15 protein-coding genes, 1 tRNA gene and 1 pseudogene are annotated in these 17,297 nt (G+C 61.0%); 13 read left to right on the top strand and 4 right to left on the bottom strand.

Annotation, left to right across the window (positions count from 1 at the left end):
- The first annotated feature begins 73 nt into the window (after positions 1–73).
- From ASD12_RS11175 to ASD12_RS11130, 10 genes are all read left to right on the top strand, one after another.
- Positions 74–766, top strand: coding sequence for a glutathione S-transferase family protein (locus ASD12_RS11175; protein ID WP_056585364.1), 693 nt, complete (start codon positions 74–76; stop codon positions 764–766).
- The gene (queG, locus tag ASD12_RS11170) at positions 747–1,901 is read left to right on the top strand and encodes a tRNA epoxyqueuosine(34) reductase QueG (protein WP_056585362.1); all 1,155 of its coding nucleotides are present in this window, start codon (positions 747–749) and stop codon (positions 1,899–1,901) included. The genes ASD12_RS11175 and queG overlap by 20 nt, the downstream gene beginning before the upstream one ends.
- Positions 1,898–2,818 carry an SDR family oxidoreductase gene (locus ASD12_RS11165; protein WP_056586765.1) on the top strand — a complete coding sequence of 307 codons (921 nt, stop codon included), beginning with the start codon at positions 1,898–1,900 and terminating at the stop codon, positions 2,816–2,818. Before queG ends, ASD12_RS11165 begins: the two co-directional genes overlap by 4 nt.
- Positions 2,819–2,882: 64 nt before the next feature.
- The gene (mepA, locus tag ASD12_RS11160; RefSeq protein WP_056585360.1) at positions 2,883–3,974 is read left to right on the top strand and encodes a penicillin-insensitive murein endopeptidase; all 1,092 of its coding nucleotides are present in this window, start codon (positions 2,883–2,885) and stop codon (positions 3,972–3,974) included.
- Between the two features lie 188 nt (positions 3,975–4,162).
- Entirely contained in the window at positions 4,163–5,209 is a 1,047-nt protein-coding gene (locus ASD12_RS11155; RefSeq protein WP_056586762.1) for a glucokinase, read from the top strand.
- 78 nt (positions 5,210–5,287) lie between these two features.
- Positions 5,288–7,159: an ABC transporter ATP-binding protein gene (locus tag ASD12_RS11150; protein WP_056585358.1), complete on the top strand. Its 1,872-nt coding sequence runs from the start codon at positions 5,288–5,290 to the stop codon at positions 7,157–7,159.
- Positions 7,156–7,998 carry a 4-hydroxy-tetrahydrodipicolinate reductase gene (dapB, locus tag ASD12_RS11145; protein ID WP_056585357.1) on the top strand — a complete coding sequence of 281 codons (843 nt, stop codon included), beginning with the start codon at positions 7,156–7,158 and terminating at the stop codon, positions 7,996–7,998. Before ASD12_RS11150 ends, dapB begins: the two co-directional genes overlap by 4 nt.
- Before the next feature lie 90 nt (positions 7,999–8,088).
- Complete coding sequence (locus tag ASD12_RS11140) at positions 8,089–8,709, top strand: 2,3-bisphosphoglycerate-dependent phosphoglycerate mutase (RefSeq protein WP_056585355.1); 621 nt, start codon at positions 8,089–8,091, stop codon at positions 8,707–8,709.
- A gap of 85 nt (positions 8,710–8,794) precedes the next feature.
- Positions 8,795–8,879: transfer RNA gene (locus ASD12_RS11135), tRNA-Leu, on the top strand.
- 186 nt (positions 8,880–9,065) lie between these two features.
- Positions 9,066–10,625, top strand: a complete 1,560-nt coding sequence (locus ASD12_RS11130; RefSeq protein ID WP_162252245.1) for a tyrosine-type recombinase/integrase — start codon at positions 9,066–9,068, stop codon at positions 10,623–10,625.
- A 58-nt stretch (positions 10,626–10,683) separates the two neighbouring features.
- Here the strand turns inward: ASD12_RS11130 and ASD12_RS11125 are convergent, their stop codons facing one another.
- Positions 10,684–10,905 carry a DUF6471 domain-containing protein gene (locus ASD12_RS11125; protein WP_056585351.1) on the bottom strand — a complete coding sequence of 74 codons (222 nt, stop codon included), beginning with the start codon at positions 10,903–10,905 and terminating at the stop codon, positions 10,684–10,686.
- A gap of 161 nt (positions 10,906–11,066) precedes the next feature.
- Between ASD12_RS11125 and ASD12_RS11120 the strand changes: the two genes are divergently transcribed.
- From ASD12_RS11120 to ASD12_RS11110, 3 genes are all read left to right on the top strand, one after another.
- Complete coding sequence (locus ASD12_RS11120; protein WP_056585349.1) at positions 11,067–11,291, top strand: hypothetical protein; 225 nt, start codon at positions 11,067–11,069, stop codon at positions 11,289–11,291.
- Between the two features lie 95 nt (positions 11,292–11,386).
- On the top strand, positions 11,387–12,103 hold the full coding sequence (locus ASD12_RS11115) for a hypothetical protein (RefSeq protein ID WP_056585347.1): 717 nt from the start codon (positions 11,387–11,389) through the stop codon (positions 12,101–12,103).
- Positions 12,104–13,475: 1,372 nt separating this feature from the next.
- Positions 13,476–14,585: a class I SAM-dependent DNA methyltransferase gene (locus tag ASD12_RS11110; protein WP_200953696.1), complete on the top strand. Its 1,110-nt coding sequence runs from the start codon at positions 13,476–13,478 to the stop codon at positions 14,583–14,585.
- A 149-nt stretch (positions 14,586–14,734) separates the two neighbouring features.
- On the opposite strand, the pseudogene ASD12_RS33010 reads toward ASD12_RS11110, so the two are convergent.
- The 3 genes and pseudogenes from ASD12_RS33010 to istA all read right to left on the bottom strand — a co-directional run.
- A pseudogene (locus ASD12_RS33010) lies at positions 14,735–14,977 on the bottom strand (ATP-binding protein); the annotation flags it as partial.
- Position 14,978: 1 nt separating this feature from the next.
- On the bottom strand, positions 14,979–15,666 hold a 688-nt coding region (gene istB / locus ASD12_RS11105), incomplete at its 3' end, for an IS21-like element helper ATPase IstB (RefSeq protein ID WP_156398588.1).
- On the bottom strand, positions 15,656–17,185 hold the full coding sequence (gene istA / locus ASD12_RS11100; protein WP_156398589.1) for an IS21 family transposase: 1,530 nt from the start codon (positions 17,183–17,185) through the stop codon (positions 15,656–15,658). The genes istA and istB, both read right to left, overlap by 11 nt.
- Positions 17,186–17,297: the final 112 nt, after the last annotated feature.

The following is a 17,297-nucleotide window of genomic DNA, read 5'->3' as shown; positions in this document are numbered from 1 at the left end:
GCCCGCTAACCGGGCGGCCAAGACTTACCGGTGCGCCCTGCGATTCGCCAGTGCGCTTTATCATCGCGGAACCATGCTGACGCTTTTCCACCATCCCATGTTCGCCACCTGTCGCTTCGTTCGCCTCGCTTTTGGCGAGTATGGCGAGGAGCTGGCCCTGATCGAGGAGAAGCCGTGGACCCGGCGCAAGGAGTTCCTGGCGCTGAACCCGGCCGGCACGCTGCCGATCCTGCTGGCCGAAGGCGACGTGCCGATCGTCGGTGCGACGGTCATCGCCGAGTATCTCGATGAGACGCGTGGCGTGCTGAAGCGCGACAAGCGGCTGTTCGCCGAGGATCCGATGCAGCGCGCAGAAATCCGCCGGCTGATCGACTGGTACCTCAACAAGGCCGAAGGCGAAGTCACCCGCCATCTGGTGCGCGAGCGCGTGCTGAAGCCGGTGATGCCGGAAACGGCCGGCGGCGGTTCGCCCGATTCGGGCGCCATCCGTGCGGCGCGCGCCAACATCCGCCAGCACATGAAATACACCAACTGGCTGGCCGGCACCCGCCATTGGCTGGCCGGCTCGAGGGTCACCTATGCCGATCTCGCGGCCGCGGCAACGCTGTCGGTGCTCGATTATCTCGGTGAGATCGACTGGCGTGAACACGCCGCGGCGCGCGAATGGTACACGCGGGTCAAATCGCGGCCCTCCTTCCGGCCGCTTTTGACCGACCGCGTGCGCGGCCTGTCGCCGGTTTCGCATTATGCGGACCTCGACTTCTGACGCCGCAAAACTGCGCGCGCTGATCGACGCGGAGGCGCGCCGCGCCGGCTTCGATGCCGTCGCCGTCACCACCCCCGATGCAATCCCGCTGGCGCCGGCGCGACTGGCCGAGTTCGTCGCCGACGGCTTTCACGGCTCGATGGGCTGGATCGCCGAGACGCTGCAACGCCGCGCCGAACCGACGGCACTGTGGCCGCAGGTGCGCTCGATCATCGTGCTGGCGATGAACTACGGCCCCGACCATGATCCGCGCGGTGTACTGGCCAAGCGCGACCGCGGCGCCATCTCGGTCTATGCGCAAAACCGCGACTATCACGATGTGATGAAGGGCCGGCTGAAGGAAATCGCCGGCAAGATCGTGGCGCGCGCCGGCGGTGATGTGAAGGTGTTCGTCGACACCGCGCCGGTGATGGAAAAGCCGCTGGCCGAGGCCGCCGGGCTTGGCTGGCAAGGCAAGCACACCAATCTGGTAAGCCGCGAGCACGGCTCCTGGCTGTTCCTCGGCACCATTTTCACCACAGCCGAGCTTGCGCCCGACCGGGCGGAGATCGACCATTGCGGCTCCTGCCGCGCCTGCCTCGACGCCTGCCCGACCGATGCCTTCCCGGCGCCCTACCGGCTCGATGCTAGGCGCTGCATCTCCTATCTCACCATCGAGAATAAGGGGCCGATCCCGCATGAATTCCGCGAAAAGATCGGCAACCGCATCTATGGCTGCGACGATTGTTTAGCTGCGTGCCCGTGGAACAAGTTCGCCCGGGCTGCTTCCGAAGCAAAACTCGCCGCGCGAGACGATCTGCGCGAGCCGCCGCTCGCCGACCTTCTGGGTCTCGATGACGCGGCATTCCGTGTCTTTTTCTCGGGTTCGCCGATAAAACGCATCGGCCGCGATCGTTTTGTCCGCAACGTGCTGGTCGCGGCCGGCAATTCCGGCGATGCCTCCCTTGCCGGCAGCGTGCGTACCTTGCTCGGCGATCCGTCGCCGCTGGTGCGGGGCGCGGCAATATGGGCGCTGGCGCGGCTGGTGCCCGATGCCGAATACTTGCAACGGGCAGCTGTCGGCCTGAAAACCGAGAGTGACGAAGCCGTGCGCGACGAATGGCGTCTGGCGCGGCCAACCAGGGCGCATGCATGAGCGAAAAACAGGTCTTCATCTTCGGCGCCGGCTATTCCGGCAAGGCTTTTGCCCGAGCCAGCAAAGCCTCTGCCCGCGCCGGCAAAGGTGCTGCGACGATCTTGGGCACGACGCGCTCGGCGGACAAATTCGAGGCGCTGCGGCAGGCCGGCATCGCGCCGCTGCTGTTCGACGGCGCGCTGACCGAGCAAATCGGCGATGCGCTGAAGAAGACGACGCATCTGCTGATTTCGGTTGCCCCGGAAGAGGTCGGCGATCCCGTGCTGAATGCCGCCCGAGAGGCAATCGCTCAAATGCCAGCGGTTGAGTGGATCGGTTATCTCTCCACCGTCGGGGTCTATGGCAATTATGACGGCGCTTGGGTCGATGAAACGGCCGAATGCCGGCCGGTGTCGAAGCGCTCGGTGATGCGGGTGGCGGCCGAGCAGGACTGGCTGCAATTGGGCACGGACATAGGCCGACCGGTGGCGATCCTGCGGCTTTCCGGCATTTACGGGCCGGGCCGCAACGCCCTGGTCAATCTGGAAAACGGCAGCGCAAGGCGGCTGGTCAAACCAGACCAGGTGTTCAACCGGATCCATTGCGACGACATTGCAGGCGCGCTTTGGCGACTGATCGAAGGCAATACAGGTGGCATCTTCAACGTCACCGACGATCTGCCGGCGCCGCCGCAGGATGTCGTCGCCTATGCCGCTTCCCTGATGGGCATCGAACCGCCGCCCGAAATTCCCTTCGACGCCGCCCAACTTTCGCCCATGGCGCGGTCCTTCTATGGCGAGAACAAGCGTGTCGCCAATGCGGCGATCAAGGCGGCGGGCTATTCCCTGCGTTTTCCGGACTACCGCACCGCCTTCGACCATATGTGGGCAAGCGGCAACTGGCGCGACGGCGAGGCGCGCAGCCCGATGAAGCGCTGACGATCGAACCGCGGTGCGTTGCGTGCTATGATTTGGGCTTGGATTGCGGTGGGGATTCGGTTTCATGAAGACAGTGATGCTGCCATTTCTCGGCAAAACGCCCCTGTTGGCCGCCGCGCTCGGTCTGTTTGCCCTCGTCGGCTTCGCCACGCAGCCGGCAGCGGCCGAGGAACGGGCGAAGGACCTGTTCGGCGCCAAGAAGCTGCCGGCCGCGACATCAGCACAGTCGATCGGTTTCTATTCCAAGGGCTGTTTTGCCGGCGGCGTCGCCATTCCCATGGATGGTCCGACCTGGGAGGTGATGCGACCGTCACGCAACCGCCGCTGGGGCCATCCGACGATGATCGCGGTGATCGAGAAATTGTCGCGCGATGCCGCGGCCGATGGTTGGCCAGGGCTTTTGATCGGCGACATCTCGCAGCCGCGCGGCGGCCCGATGATGACCGGCCACGCGTCGCACCAGATCGGGCTCGACGCCGACATCTGGCTGACGCCGATGCCCAGCCACCCGCTGTCGATGGCGCAGCGCGAAAGCATGAGCGCCACCTTGATGGTCGACGAGAAGACCCATCTGGTGAAGGACGCGCTGTGGACGCCGGCGCACACAAGGCTCCTGAAGCGGGCAGCGAGCTACAGCCAAGTCGAGCGCATCCTGGTCAATCCGGGCATCAAGAAAAAGCTCTGCGACACCGTCAAGGGCGACCGCAGCTGGCTGCGCAAGGTCAGGCCGTTCTGGGGCCACGACTATCATTTCCACATGCGCATCGGCTGCCAGCCGGGATCGCCCGGCTGCAAGGCGCAGGAAGCGACGCCGGACGATGACGGCTGCGGCAAGCCGCTGGCCTGGTGGTTCACGCAGGAGCCGTGGCGCCCCAACAAGAACCCGGATGCGCCCAAGGCCCGCGACCTGATGACGATGGCGAACCTGCCCCGCGAATGCCGCGCCGTGCTCGATGCGCCGGCGCCGGCCTCCGCCGAGGCCGCGACTTATCATGGCGGCGGCGCGCCGGTTGCGGTGGCGCCTGAACCCGAAGCGCCGTCACTGCCCGCCACCGCGGCCAGCGGCACGGCAGGACTGCCAAGTGCGGTGAACGCCTTCACCGCGACCCCCGAGATCGGCGCCCCGCTGCCGCGGCCACGGCCGCCGGGAAACTGACGGTCGCGGCACCAATCGGCAGGCTCAATCGGTTTAGGATCTCATTTCTGCGAAACAGTGGCCGTTTGGCCGCAGAGCCGGCCTCAGCGCGCTGCCGGGTTCGAAAACCGTTTCCCTTTTCAAACTCATGCGCTAGTCAACGGGAGAACGGCTAGATGCCGTCGGGGGCGCCGGGGACGGACGAGAGCATGCCAGGCACAGGCGATGACGATACTTTGTTGCGGTTTCCGATCCTGATCGGCGACATCGGCGGCACCAATGCGCGCTTTTCGATCGTGCTCGACGCCAATTCCGAGGCCGGCGAGCCGACCGTCGTCCAGACCGCCAATTACAACACCATCGACGAGGCGATCCAGGCGGCCGTGCTCGACCGCTCATCGGTCCGCCCCAATTCGGCGGTGCTGGCGGTGGCCGGCCCGGTCGATAGCGATGAGATCGAGCTCACCAACTGCCCATGGATCGTCAAGCCAAGAAAAATGTTCGCCAGCCTTGGCTTGAGCGACATCGTCGTGCTCAATGATTTCGAGGCGCAGGCGCTCGCCGTCGTCGCGCTCGGCGAGGAGCACATGGAGAAGATCGGCGGCGGCACGCCGGAGCCAAATGCCGGCCGCGTGGTGCTCGGTCCGGGAACCGGGCTCGGCGTCGCCGGGCTGGTTTATGCGCTTCACCACTGGATCCCGGTGCCGGGCGAGGGCGGCCATATGGACATCGGCCCGCGCACACCGCGCGATTTCGAGGTTTTCCCGCATATCGAGAAGCTCGAGGGCCGCATTTCGGGCGAGCAGATCCTGTGTGGGCGGGGTCTGGTCAATGTCTATCGGGCGGTGGCCAAGGCGGACGGCAAGCCGTCGCCCTTCACCACGCCGGCGGAAGTCACGGCCGCCGCACTGGCGAAAACCGATCCGGTTGCCGAGGAAGCGCTGGAGACTTTCGTCACCTGCCTCGGGCGCACCGCCGGCGATCTTGCTTTGGTGTTCATGAGCCGTGGTGGCGTGTTCCTCACCGGCGGCATTGCGCAAAAGATCGTGCCGGCGCTGAAAGCCGGCAATTTCCGCGCCGCCTTCGAGGACAAGGCGCCGCACAGCGCGCTGATGCGCACCATGCCGGTCTATGTCATCACCCATCCGCTGGCAGCACTTCTGGGCCTTGCCGCTTATGCCCGCAACCCCTCGCTCTTCGGCGTCCAGACGGAAGGGCGGCGGTGGCGCGACGAAGTTAGTCACCCCAAGGCATAGGCAAGCCGGCCCCTTGGCGTTAAGAGGGGTGCCGAATTGCCCGGCCGCGGGAAGCGGAAACCTACGAAGCGCTCCGATTTGACATTTCAGCCCCCCAATTTGTCGAAACCCCGTGCGGGCGAGATCGTGGCGGTCATCCGCCGCATTCTCCAGGAAAACGGCCGCGAGTACCGCGGCGCGTATATTTTCACGATCCTCTGCCTGCTGACCGTGTCGGCGACGACGGCGCTTGCCGCCTGGATCATGAGTCCGGTCGTCAATCAGATCTTCTATGAACGGCGTGGTGACCTGATCCCCTGGATCTGCGCCGCACTGCTCGGCGCTTTCATCCTGCGCGGCCTTGCCGGCTACGGCCAGGCGGTGACGATGGCCAGGATCGGCAACAATCTGGTGGCGCGCTACCAGCAGCGCATCTTCAACCATCTGATGAAGCTCGGCGTCAGCTTCTTTAACGACACAAGGTCCGGGCGGCTTGCCGCGCAGGTCAACGAGAACGTCAACGGCATTCGAGACCTGTTGTCGATGACGGTGACCTCGACCGCGCGTGACGCCGTCTCGCTGGTCGGCCTGGTCGGCGTCATGCTCTACCAGGATCCGGTCCTTTCGCTGAGTTCGCTGCTGATCGGGCCGCCGCTGATCTGGACCGTTACCTACCTGATGCGTCGGGTGCGGCGCATCACGCGTGAATCGGTGCAGATCAACTCGCGGCTGATCGGCGCCATGCAGGAGGCGACGCAAGGCATCGCCATCGTCAAGGCCTTCACCATGGAGGATGAGCTGTCGCGCCGCATCAGCAAGCTCGCCGAGGACGCGGAACAGCGGTCGAACAAGATCGCCCGCGTCTCCGAGCGGCTGACGCCGGTTTCCGAGCTGCTGGCCGGCATCGCCTTCGCCAGCGTCATCGCCTATTCCGGATATCGGGCCACCGTTCTCGGCCAGCCGCCCGGCGCGGTGTTTTCCTTCATCACGGCGCTGACGCTCGCCTATGATCCGGCCCGCCGGTTGGCGCGCATGCAGGTCGGCATGGAACGCGCGCTGGTCAATGCGCGCATGATCTACGAGCTTCTCGACATCGAGCCGCAGCAAAGCGATGCGCAGGGCGCAGCCGAGGCGAAGTTCACCTCCGGCGAAGTGCGCTTCAACAACGTCTCCTTCCACTATGTCGAGGAGGCGCCGGTCCTGCACGATCTGAGCTTCACCGCGGCCGCCGGCAAGGTGACGGCCATCGTCGGCGCTTCGGGCGCCGGCAAGACGACATTGGTGGCGCTGCTGCAGCGCTTCTACGACGTCGAAGCAGGCAGCATCGAGATCGACGGCCAGGACATCTCCAAGGTCACCAAACAGTCGCTGCGCGGCTCCATCGCCTATGTCTCGCAGCAGCCCTATCTGTTCGAAGGCACCATCCGCGACAATATCCGCTACGGCCGGCTGGGCGCCACCGACGCCGAGATCGAACAGGCCGCAAGGCAGGCCGCGGCCGATGATTTCATCCGCCAGCAGCCGCAGGGCTATGACACGCCGGTCGGCGAGAACGGCGTGACGCTTTCTGGCGGGCAGCGCCAGCGCGTATCGATCGCGCGGGCCATTGTGCGCCAGGCACCGATCCTGTTGCTCGACGAAGCGACATCGGCGCTCGACAACGAGGCCGAGGCGCGCGTGCAGCAGGCACTCACCCAGGTCATGGAAGGCCGCACCACCATCGTCATCGCGCACCGGCTGTCGACGGTGGTCAACGCCGACCACATCATCGTCATGGAACAGGGCCGGCTGGTCGAGGAAGGCACGCACGCTTCGCTGATGGCCGATCCGCACAGCGTCTATGCCCGGTTCCACCGCATCCAGGGCATCAAGGGCCTGGGGCTTGTCGATGACAGCGCGCCGATCCAGACTTCGGCCCAAGGCCCAATTCGCAACACCGAGACGCAGAGCATCGCCGGGAGCAAGACATGAGCGAGACGCCCGCAACCGACAAGCCAGCAAGTGGTATGGGTCTGGTGGTGGTCGGCGCTGCTGGCCGCATGGGCCAGACGCTGATCCGCGCCATCCACACCATCCCCGGCGCGCGGGTCATCGGCGCGGTCGAGCGGGCGGGTTCGCCCTATCTGGGCAAGGACGCCGGCGAGCTCGCCGGCGTCGGCCGCATCGATGTGGCGATCGGCGACGATCCGCTGCCGGTCTTCGCCAAGGCCGATGGCGTGCTCGATTTCACCACCCCGGCCTCATCAGTCGAATTCGCCGGCTACGCGGCGCAGGCGCGCATCGTCCACGTCATCGGCACGACCGGCTGCAAGGCCGACGACAATGCCAGGATCGCGGCGGCGGCGCGCCATGCGACGATCGTCAAGTCGGGCAATATGAGCCTCGGCGTCAATCTTCTGGCAGTGCTGGTGGAACAGGCGGCACGCGCGCTCGACGCCGACGATTTCGACATCGAGATCCTCGAAATGCACCACAAGCACAAGGTCGACGCCCCGTCGGGCACCGCTTTGCTGCTCGGCGAGGCCGCCGCCGCCGGGCGCGGTATCGAGCTGGCCGGCAATGATGTGCGCGTCCGCGACGGTCACACCGGCGTGCGCAAGACGGGCTCGATCGGCTTTGCCACGCTGCGCGGCGGCTCGGTGGTCGGTGACCACAGCGTGCTGCTGGCCGGTACCGGCGAGCGCATCACGCTGTCCCATCACGCCGAGGACCGCGCCATCTTCGCTCGCGGCGCCGTCAAGGCGGCGCTTTGGGCGCGTGGCCGCAAACCGGGACTGTATTCGATGCGGGACGTGCTCGGCCTCAGCTGAGACGGACCATCCATACCTCTTTGTTTTAACGCAATTCCGGACGGAAAACCGCTTCACACTTTCCTGGAATTGCTCTTGAAGGGAGCAAACATGTCGAGAACCCTCGTGCTCGTGCGCCACGGCCAGAGCGAATGGAATTTGAAGAACCTGTTCACCGGCTGGCGCGACGTCGACCTGACCGAACAGGGCCACGCCGAGGCCAAGGCCGCCGGCCAGAAACTCAAGGCGCGTGGCATGAAATTCGACATCGCCTTCACCTCAGCGCTGATCCGGGCGCAAAAAACCTGTCAGCACATACTCGACGCGGTCGGCCAGAGCGACCTGAAGACCATCCGCGACCAGGCGCTCAACGAGCGCGACTATGGCGACCTCTCGGGCCTCAACAAGGACGACGCCCGCAAGAAATGGGGCGAGGAGCAGGTGCATGTCTGGCGCCGCTCCTACGACGTGCCGCCGCCCGCCGGCGAAAGCCTGAAGGACACCGGCGCCCGCGTCTGGCCCTATTACCTGCACGATCTGCAGCCGCACGTGCTGCGCGGCGGCACGGTGCTGGTCGCCGCGCACGGCAACTCGCTGCGCGCGCTGATCATGGCGCTGGACGGCAAGTCGGGCGAGGAGATCGTCAAGCTGGAACTCGGCACCGGCGTGCCGGTCATCTACCAGCTCAACGCCGATTCGACCGTGGCTTCCAAGGAAGTGCTGGACGACTGACGGTCCTTGAGCCGGCAAGCGGTAAACGGCTTTGAAAAAAGCGCGTTGACACACATCGCTTGCCCGCTTACATGAGCCCGCACCAGCCCAGATGGCGGAATTGGTAGACGCGCACGGTTCAGGTCCGTGTTCCGCAAGGAGTGGAGGTTCGAGTCCTCTTCTGGGCACCAATCCCTTTGTAAGCTCTTGATTTCCCGGAAACCTTAGGTTTCCGGGTCATCGACTGCTACACAAAGGTGCTGCACATGGCCTTACGAATGACCTCCCCAACTAAGCGACCCAACTCGACGTCGCATCAGTTCATTAGGCGAGTCCCGGCCGATATTTTGAAGGTCGCGCGAAACGAGCGCGTCATATTGCATTTTCCGAAGAGCAAGGTGGGCCCGCCTCTGTTCATTCAACCCAAGCTAGGCGACGTCGTCAGCTTTTCGCTAGACACAAGCGACAAACTCCTCGCGAAGGTCCGTACCAGCATAGCGGTAACCCAGCTCGAACGAGCTTACGAAGCCCTGCGGCTCGGTCCAAAAAATCTATCTCAACGACAAATCATAGCACTGTCAGGAGAGATTTATCGGTTGTACGTCGACGCGTTTCAGGAGAACCCCGGCACACCGAAAGACTGGGCATCATTCAAAGCTCTAAATCGAGCAGCACGCGAAGGCCGATTGGATAATCTTCCGTCTATTGGATTTTCGTTTCCCGACGAAAACGATATTGCGGCGTCCGTTTTTGGGGAGGATCTTACCGAAGGCGTGAACGCGCTGCAGCCCTCGAACAACCCGGCCGCGATTGAGCGGCGGTTTGGTGGTCTCGTTTCTTGGGTCTTAGGGCTTCATGCCATCATCGTGGACTCAGAGGCCCGAGGAAGACTTCTAACAGCAGTTGATCAGGCGGTAACCGACGCTGCTTTTGCGCTTAAGCGAAATGCGGATGGTGACTACTCACCGGATCCGAAAGCAGCGCGTTTCCCTGCTTTCGTCCAAACGGGTGTGGTTGCTCTGCAGAGCCTGTTCGAGAAATGGGCTTCGGAACGCTCCCCTGCGGCCAGTACGCAAACGACCTGGCGTACGGCAATTAAATCGTTGCAAACCCACGTTGGCCATGAAGACGCGCGCCGCATTAGAGACACCGATCTGGTTTCATGGAAGGATGAGCTGGTAGCCGAGGGCTTAGCGGCCAAGACTATCAACGGCTCGTACCTAGCGGCGGTGAACGTCCTTTACCGTTTCGCTATCGATAACAAACTTCTTAGTGAAAACCCGGCTATCGGCATTCGTGCCGCCACGATGAACAAGGCTGGCACGAGAATGTTGCCTTATTCGACGGAAGAGGTCGGTCGTCTTTTATCGATGGCGGAACAGAAAGGCACACCTCGAAGACGCTGGCTGGTTTGGCTTGCCGCGACCAGCGGCGCTCGGATCGGCGAAATCGCTCAACTTTGGGGAAGTTCGATAGGCCGCGAAGACGGTATCGACGTAATGCGCATAATGCCTGCTCCTGACGGAGGCTCATTAAAGAACGAGGGCTCGGAACGTACCGTTCCAATTCATTCCGCCGTGGTTGCAGCCGGCTTCCTAGAGTTCGTCAAGCAACGAGGTGATGGACCCCTCTTTTATCGGCGCTCTTCGGGCAAGCCGGCAAAGACGCACGCCTCCAAGGGCGTTACAAACCATCTTGCATCGTGGATCCGCGAGCAAGGCTTTGTGGATCCGCGCAAGGCGCCGAACCACGCCCTTCGCCATTGGTGGAAATCACAAGCCGTTGAAGCCGAAGTTCAGGACAGCGTAGCAGACCATATCCAGGGACATGCCTTCAAGTCCGTGGCCGGCGGGTATCGCCACTTTGGTATTGAAACGGTCGCGAAGGCCGTTGAGAAAATTCGGCTTCCCAGGCCTCCACAACCCGTCGTCACTTGAGCAGTTTGGTAGCTTTCCAGGCCGCCTTTTGCAGATCGGTGCCGCCCGTCCGACTCGCTCAGTCTAGTCGCAGTCGTTCGGAACCAATGGCTCTGAGGCACTGGGCAAGAAAGACAGCGCTAAATCGGCCGCGAGAGAGTTTATTGCCGATGTTGGCTTCTTTCTCGTGAACCCCGAGATCCTCCAATTTTTCGGCAAGCTGCGCATACGTGACACCCTTCGTTTTCAATTCCGCCTTTAGGAAATTGCTGAGCAGGTTTTCCCAGTCTGTCGTTGGCATTCGGGCCTCCAAGAATAAATTTACGCTCGCGTCTTGAACGAGGGGTCCATAGTGCTATCTATCGTATACAGTATAAAGATACTGAATGTGATATATAGGCATCTCCATCGTCTTTTACCTGAGCCTCGGCCAAGCCGATAGCCAAACGCGGGAATTACAGAATGAAAATCGACCCCACGACAGCGACCGCGCTGAACGAACTTTTGCGCGAACTCGCCTCGGAGCTAGATCTTCACTATGACGACGACGCCTTCCACGCAATCGAACCCACGATTAATGCGATGAAACGCGCTGCCAAATTAGTGACGGACGCCGGCTACACAGCGCCGGACTCATACCAGCATATCGTTCGGCGTTTTGAACGAAACGTTCATCCCAACAGATAGTGGTCGCTCACCGACAAATCCACGCCAGCAGTTTCCGCTCTCCAAAGCGAGCCTAATGACCGCTCGCTTTGCCGGGCATCCAAGGATTTCAAACAATGCCTCAAAAATTCGATCCTACAGTTTCGAGTACCGACTACCTGGTAATCGCCCGCAAGCGACATAGAGCCGGACGCTCCAAGATTTATCCCGAGCTGAAGTGGATGCTGGTCAACGCCGCATTCGACTTTGGTATCCAGCCCCGACACGTTGATCTGCTCCTTGATCCTCTCGGTTGGAGTGAACTCGTCGTCCAACAAAAAAGGACACCTCGCGTTTTCTTGGACGCACGTGTCAACCAGAGTGGCAACGCAGAAATCGTGTGGGCGAGAGGCGACAAAGGAATTCTCTACGAAGAGGATTTCGTGCGCCCGTATTTGAACGCAGCACAGTCTCCCAACCAAGGTTCTGGCCGCGGCATCGGGGAGGTCATGTGGGCCAAAGGTTTTGAGATGCTCGTCGCCAATGTTGCCACGCGTCAGTGCCCTGCGGCGACAGCATTGCTGTTCGGGTTTGCCGCCCGACTGAATGAACTCGCTGCTGTAATCGCCAACGGCGTGGACCTTGTGGGCGCCATGAAGATGGAGTTCCGTTATCTGCGTGGCAATCTGACGTCGGTTGAATTCGTCCCGACTGTTTCATTGGATCGCCTGGACGAGCTGAGGGCAGATGGCCGTGAACAACGTAGGCCGCGATTGCAGGCCGCAATAAAGAAGCTTGAGGAGATGCATCCCTTAGACATGAAGCTGCCGGATAGCGCGGATGGTGCCGATTAAGCGGACAAAAATCCTGCATGGCCGTTTCCTGAGTCAGACAGGCGCCTCACAGCGCCATGTTGCAGCGCCGAGTCCCTGCTAGCCTCAGGCGGACGGAAGCCCTGCAGGGTGCCTCCCTGACGCCGTATGACCCAAAGGCGAAGCGCCACCAACTCACGTTCGCTCGTTGCCTCGCTTAAAGGCTAAGTGGGTGCAGGTGAATACGTGGGCGAACTGACCCTTGATCCAATGTCTAGGGTCAGCGATGCGGGCACGGGAGGCGATCAGCTTTTCGCGGAGCGAGGACATAGAGTATCTCCCTCACGCCGGCCTCAAGCTTTCAAAGCTAGTGCCTGCGTGGTGATGTGAGTTAGGTTGAGAGTGTAGGACGTACCGGCTGTGGCGCTGGCAGGCCATTGCAACCGGAAGGTGGTGGAGACGCGGCCTCTACAACACACGTTTTTTGGGTCCATCGAAGACCCCGACTTTATTTTAGTCTATGGTTATTCCCTAGATTACCATAGACTAAAAATTCCATGGCGTTTCAATGATCGGAAAAAACGCCGACCATACACTGTATAACCTTTTCCTCTTTAACCCTCCTTTTCCTCCTAACGTGTAAGCCAAGGAAGGAAAAAGAAAGAGTATATATTATACAGGAAAAAACCCTTTAAAATCAATGACTTAGCAAAAACAGCATTGATTTCATTGCGTTATTTGGAGCACTCTGCGCCCCGCAACCCTTGCGGCCTGAGCGGCCTTTTTCAGGAACGCTGTGATTTCCTCGCGAAACTCGCGCCGCTGTCTGGCATCCTCGCTTGCCTTGCGGGAAACGGTTCCAATGCCGACCTCTGGCATGGGGCGCCCCCGCCCACAATCCACCTCAACACTCCCGGCTTATCTTGGGGTTCCATCGCATTTGACCGGACCAGCGGCCTGAAAGGCGACCGGTTGTCCCGCCGACCATCTGGGCATTTTGGCGATGGCGCACAACCGCTCACATTGCTTTTGGAAAAGAAAATAGCGCCAAGCGGATTTTTGAATTGCGCTCTCGGCGCGGATCATCGGTTTTGCCACGCGAACAATGCACTCCGATCCGGCCGAAGGAGTACACCCTTTTTCAAGGGGCGTTTGGGACAGGGCCGACTATGGCTTGCAACTTCCCGCGAAAAAAATTTTGAATTAGATCGCGATATCATATCTCCGACGATCAAAACGGTCGCGCGTTGTCTGCTACGCCAAGCGCGGTTCGCCCGGCGCGATAAGGGTTGATTTCTGGATTGCCGTCTATCGGATGGGTCGGTCGCATTTCGGCACCAAACATTCTCCCTAGGAGTTGCGGTCGTTAACCCGATGCGGTGTATTCCTTCCGGATCATCAGGGGCATCGCAAATTGAACCAGCAGGCACTTTCATCCTTCATCTGGTCCGTCGCGGATCTATTGCGCGGCGACTACAAGCAGGCCGATTACGGCAAGGTCATTCTTCCTTTTACCGTTCTGCGGCGTCTGGACTGTGTGCTGGAGCCGACCAAGGAAGCCGTGCTGGCCGAACATGCCGCAAAGGTTGCTCAGGGCATGAACCCGGAACCCTTCGTTCTGCGCAAGGCCGGTCAGACCTTCTACAACACGTCAAAGCTCGACATGCGCAAGCTGATGGGCGATCAGGACAACATCGCCCAGAACCTGTTCGCCTACATCCAGGCCTTCTCGCCCGATGTGCGCGACGTCTTTGAGCGGTTCGAGTTCGCGGTACAGGTGGAGCGGCTGGCCAAGGCCGGGCTGCTCTATCAGGTCACCGAGAAATTCACCCGGATCGACCTACATCCCGGCAAGGTCGACAACCACCAGATGGGGCTGATCTTCGAGGAACTGATCCGCAAGTTCTCGGAACTCTCCAACGAAACCGCCGGTGAACACTTCACGCCGCGCGAAGTCATCCGCCTGATGGTGAACCTGTTGTTCGTCGAGGATGACGCCATCCTGTCGAAACCCGGCGTGGTGCGAACCATCTACGACCCGACAGCGGGAACCGGCGGGATGCTGTCGGTCGCCGGTGAGCATCTGGTCGAACACAACGACAAGGCCTCGTTGGTCATGTACGGGCAGGAGTTGAACCCGGAGTCCTATGCCATCTGCAAGGCAGACATGCTCATCAAGGGGCAGGATGTCGCCAACATCATCTTCGGCAACACGCTCTCTGACGATGGCCATCCGCACGAAAAATTCGACTACATGCTGTCCAATCCGCCCTTCGGCGTCGAATGGAAGAAGGTCGAGAAGGCCGTCCGCACCGAACACGAGAGCCAAGGCTTCAACGGCAGGTTCGGCCCCGGGTTGCCCAGGGTCTCCGATGGCTCGCTGCTGTTCCTCATGCATCTCCTCTCCAAGATGAGACCGGCGGTCGATGGCGGCAGCCGCTTCGGCATCGTGCTGAACGGCTCGCCTTTGTTCACCGGCGGGGCTGGCAGCGGCGAGAGCGAGATTAGGCGTTATGTGTGTTGATTTTCACTGAGAACTGACCCGGCATTTCCACCGAGAAGTGACCCGCCTTTCATGTATGTTTCGGTTCGGTGTTGAGGGTCAAGGTTCTGGCTTNTGTTGATTTTCACTGAGAACTGACCCGGCATTTCCACCGAGAAGTGACCCGCCTTTCATGTATGTTTCGGTTCGGTGTTGAGGGTCAAGGTTCTGGCTTTCTCCTTTGCTTTTTTAGGCTCGTGGGCTGAGCTGTTCTTGAACCGGAAGCTGTCGTTTCCGGTTTCGAGGATGTGGCAATGATGGGTTAGTCGGTCGAGGAGCGCCGTTGTCATCTTGGCATCGCCGAAGACACTGGCCCACTCACTGAAGCTGAGGTTTGTGGTGATGATGACGCTAGGCCGTGTGGACGAATTTGANGATGGGTTAGTCGGTCGAGGAGCGCCGTTGTCATCTTGGCATCGCCGAAGACACTGGCCCACTCACTGAAGCTGAGGTTTGTGGTGATGATGACGCTAGTGCGTTCGTAGAGCTTGCTCAGCAGATGGAAGAGCAATGCTCCACCTGATGCACTGAACGGCAGATAGCCAAGCTCATCCAGAATCACGAGATCGGAATGGACGAGGCGATTGGCGATCTGGCCGGATCTCCCCTGTGCCTTCTCCTGTTCGAGCGCATTGACCAGCTCGACCGTCGAGAAGAAGCGAACCCGCTTGTGGTGATGCTCGATGGCCTGCACGCCGAGAGCGGTCGCAATATGGGTCTTGCCTGTTCCGGGGCCGCCGACGAGCACGATGTTGTTGGCGTCCTCGATGAACTCGCCGCGATGAAGCTGCCGCACGAGTGCCTCGTTGATCTCGCTGCTGGCGAAGTCGAAGCCGTTGAGATCGCGATAGGCTGGAAAGCGTGCGATCTTGAGCTGGTATGCTGTGGACCTGACCTCACGTTCTGCCGTCTCGGCCTTGAGCAGTTGCGACAGGATCGGAATGGTAGCTTCAAACGCTGGCGCTCCCTGTTCGGTGAGTTCGCCCACAGCTTGCGCCATGCCGTGCATCTTCAGGCTCCGGAGCATGATGACGATTGCGCCGCTGGCAGGGTTATGACGCATGGCGCACCTCCAGGGCGTTCCTCAAAGCATCGTAGCGTTCGACATTTGCTTTCGGCTCATTGGTGAGCGTTAAAGCCTGGGGAGCGCTGATGGTCGGGGGCGTGAGCGATTTGCCGTCGACGAGCCGATGGAGAAGGTTGAGCACATGGGTTTTGGTTGGAACACCGGCTTCCAACGCCATTTCAACGGCCAGGAGCACGGCCTCCTCGTCGTGTTGCAGGACAAGTGCCAGGATGTCGACCATCTCGCGATCGCCGCCCGGCTTCTTGAGCAAATGCTGCTGCAACGACCTGAATGCATCGGGAAGTTCGGCAAAGGGTGCTCCGTTGCGTAGGGCGCCTGGCTTGCGCTGAACGACAGCGAGATAGTGCCGCCAGTCATAGATCGTCTGCCCTGGTCGATCATGCGAACGATCGATGATGCGGCGATGCTCACAGACAATCAGACCCTCCGCAGCGACAACGACACGATCCGGATAGACCCGAAGGCTCACGGGCCGATTGGCAAAGGACGCCGGAACGCTGTAGCGGTTGCGCTCCAGATGCACGAGGCAGGTTGGGGAGACCCGCTTGGTGTATTCGACAAAGCCGTCGAAGAGACGGGACGCTGGCATGAGAGCCTGGGCTTCCTCGGCCCAGATATCGGCAATGGTGCCGCGCATTTTTCCATGCGGGGTCTTGTGCCAAAACTCTTGGCATCGAAGCTCCAGCCAGTCGTTCAGGGCTTCCAGTGATGGAAAGCGTGGAATCGGTTGAAAGAACCGGTGACGCGCATCCTGCACATTCTTCTCGACCTGTCCCTTCTCCCAGCCAGAGGCCGGATTGCAGAACTCAGGCTCGTAGAGATAGTGGCTGGCCATGGCCATGAAGCGGACATTGACGTCGCGCTCCTTGCCGCGGCCGACCTTGTCGATCGCTGTCCGCATATTGTCGTAGATGCCGCGCCGGGGAACGCCGCCAAAGACACGGAAGGCATGATTATGGGCGTCGAACAGCATCTCATGCGTCTGCAGCAGATAGGCCCGGACGATGAAGGCCCTGGAGTAGCTTAGCTTGCTATGGGCCACCTGCAGCTTGGTACGTTCATGGCCGATGATCGCCCAGTCCTCGGACCAGTCGAACTGGAACGCTTCACCAGGATCGAACGAAAGCGGCACGAATGTTCCGCGCCCTGTCGTCTGTAACTCCCTCTGCAGATCAGCCTTCCACTCCCGAGCGAAAGCCGCAACACGACCGTATGACCCCTCATAGCCAAGGCTCAGCAAATCGGCATGAAGCTGCTTGATCGTGCGTTTCTGTTTGCGGTTCTTTTTGGCCTCCGTCCTCAGCCAGGCTGACAAGCGGTCGGCAAATGCGTCAAGCCTGCTCGGCCGCTCTGGAACCTTGAACTTCGGCTCCACCTCGTCTACCCGCAGGTATTTGCGCACCGTATTCCGAGACAGGCCGCTCCTACGGCTAATCTCTCGGATCGATAAATGTTCTCGATAATGCCAGCGTCGCATCACGCTCAATAATGCCATGTCGATCACTCCGTAATCCCCGCTGAAAAAACGCAGGGTAAGGGTCAAACATGGGTCAATTCTCGATGGAAATATCCTGGGTTGCCGGGTCAGTTCTCAGTGGCAATCAACA

The organism is Mesorhizobium sp. Root102 (assembly GCF_001425625.1).
Lineage (GTDB): Bacteria > Pseudomonadota > Alphaproteobacteria > Rhizobiales > Rhizobiaceae > Mesorhizobium.
The sequence above is the reverse complement of the archived record's forward strand: the minus strand, read 5'-3'. Positions and strand labels throughout refer to the sequence as shown.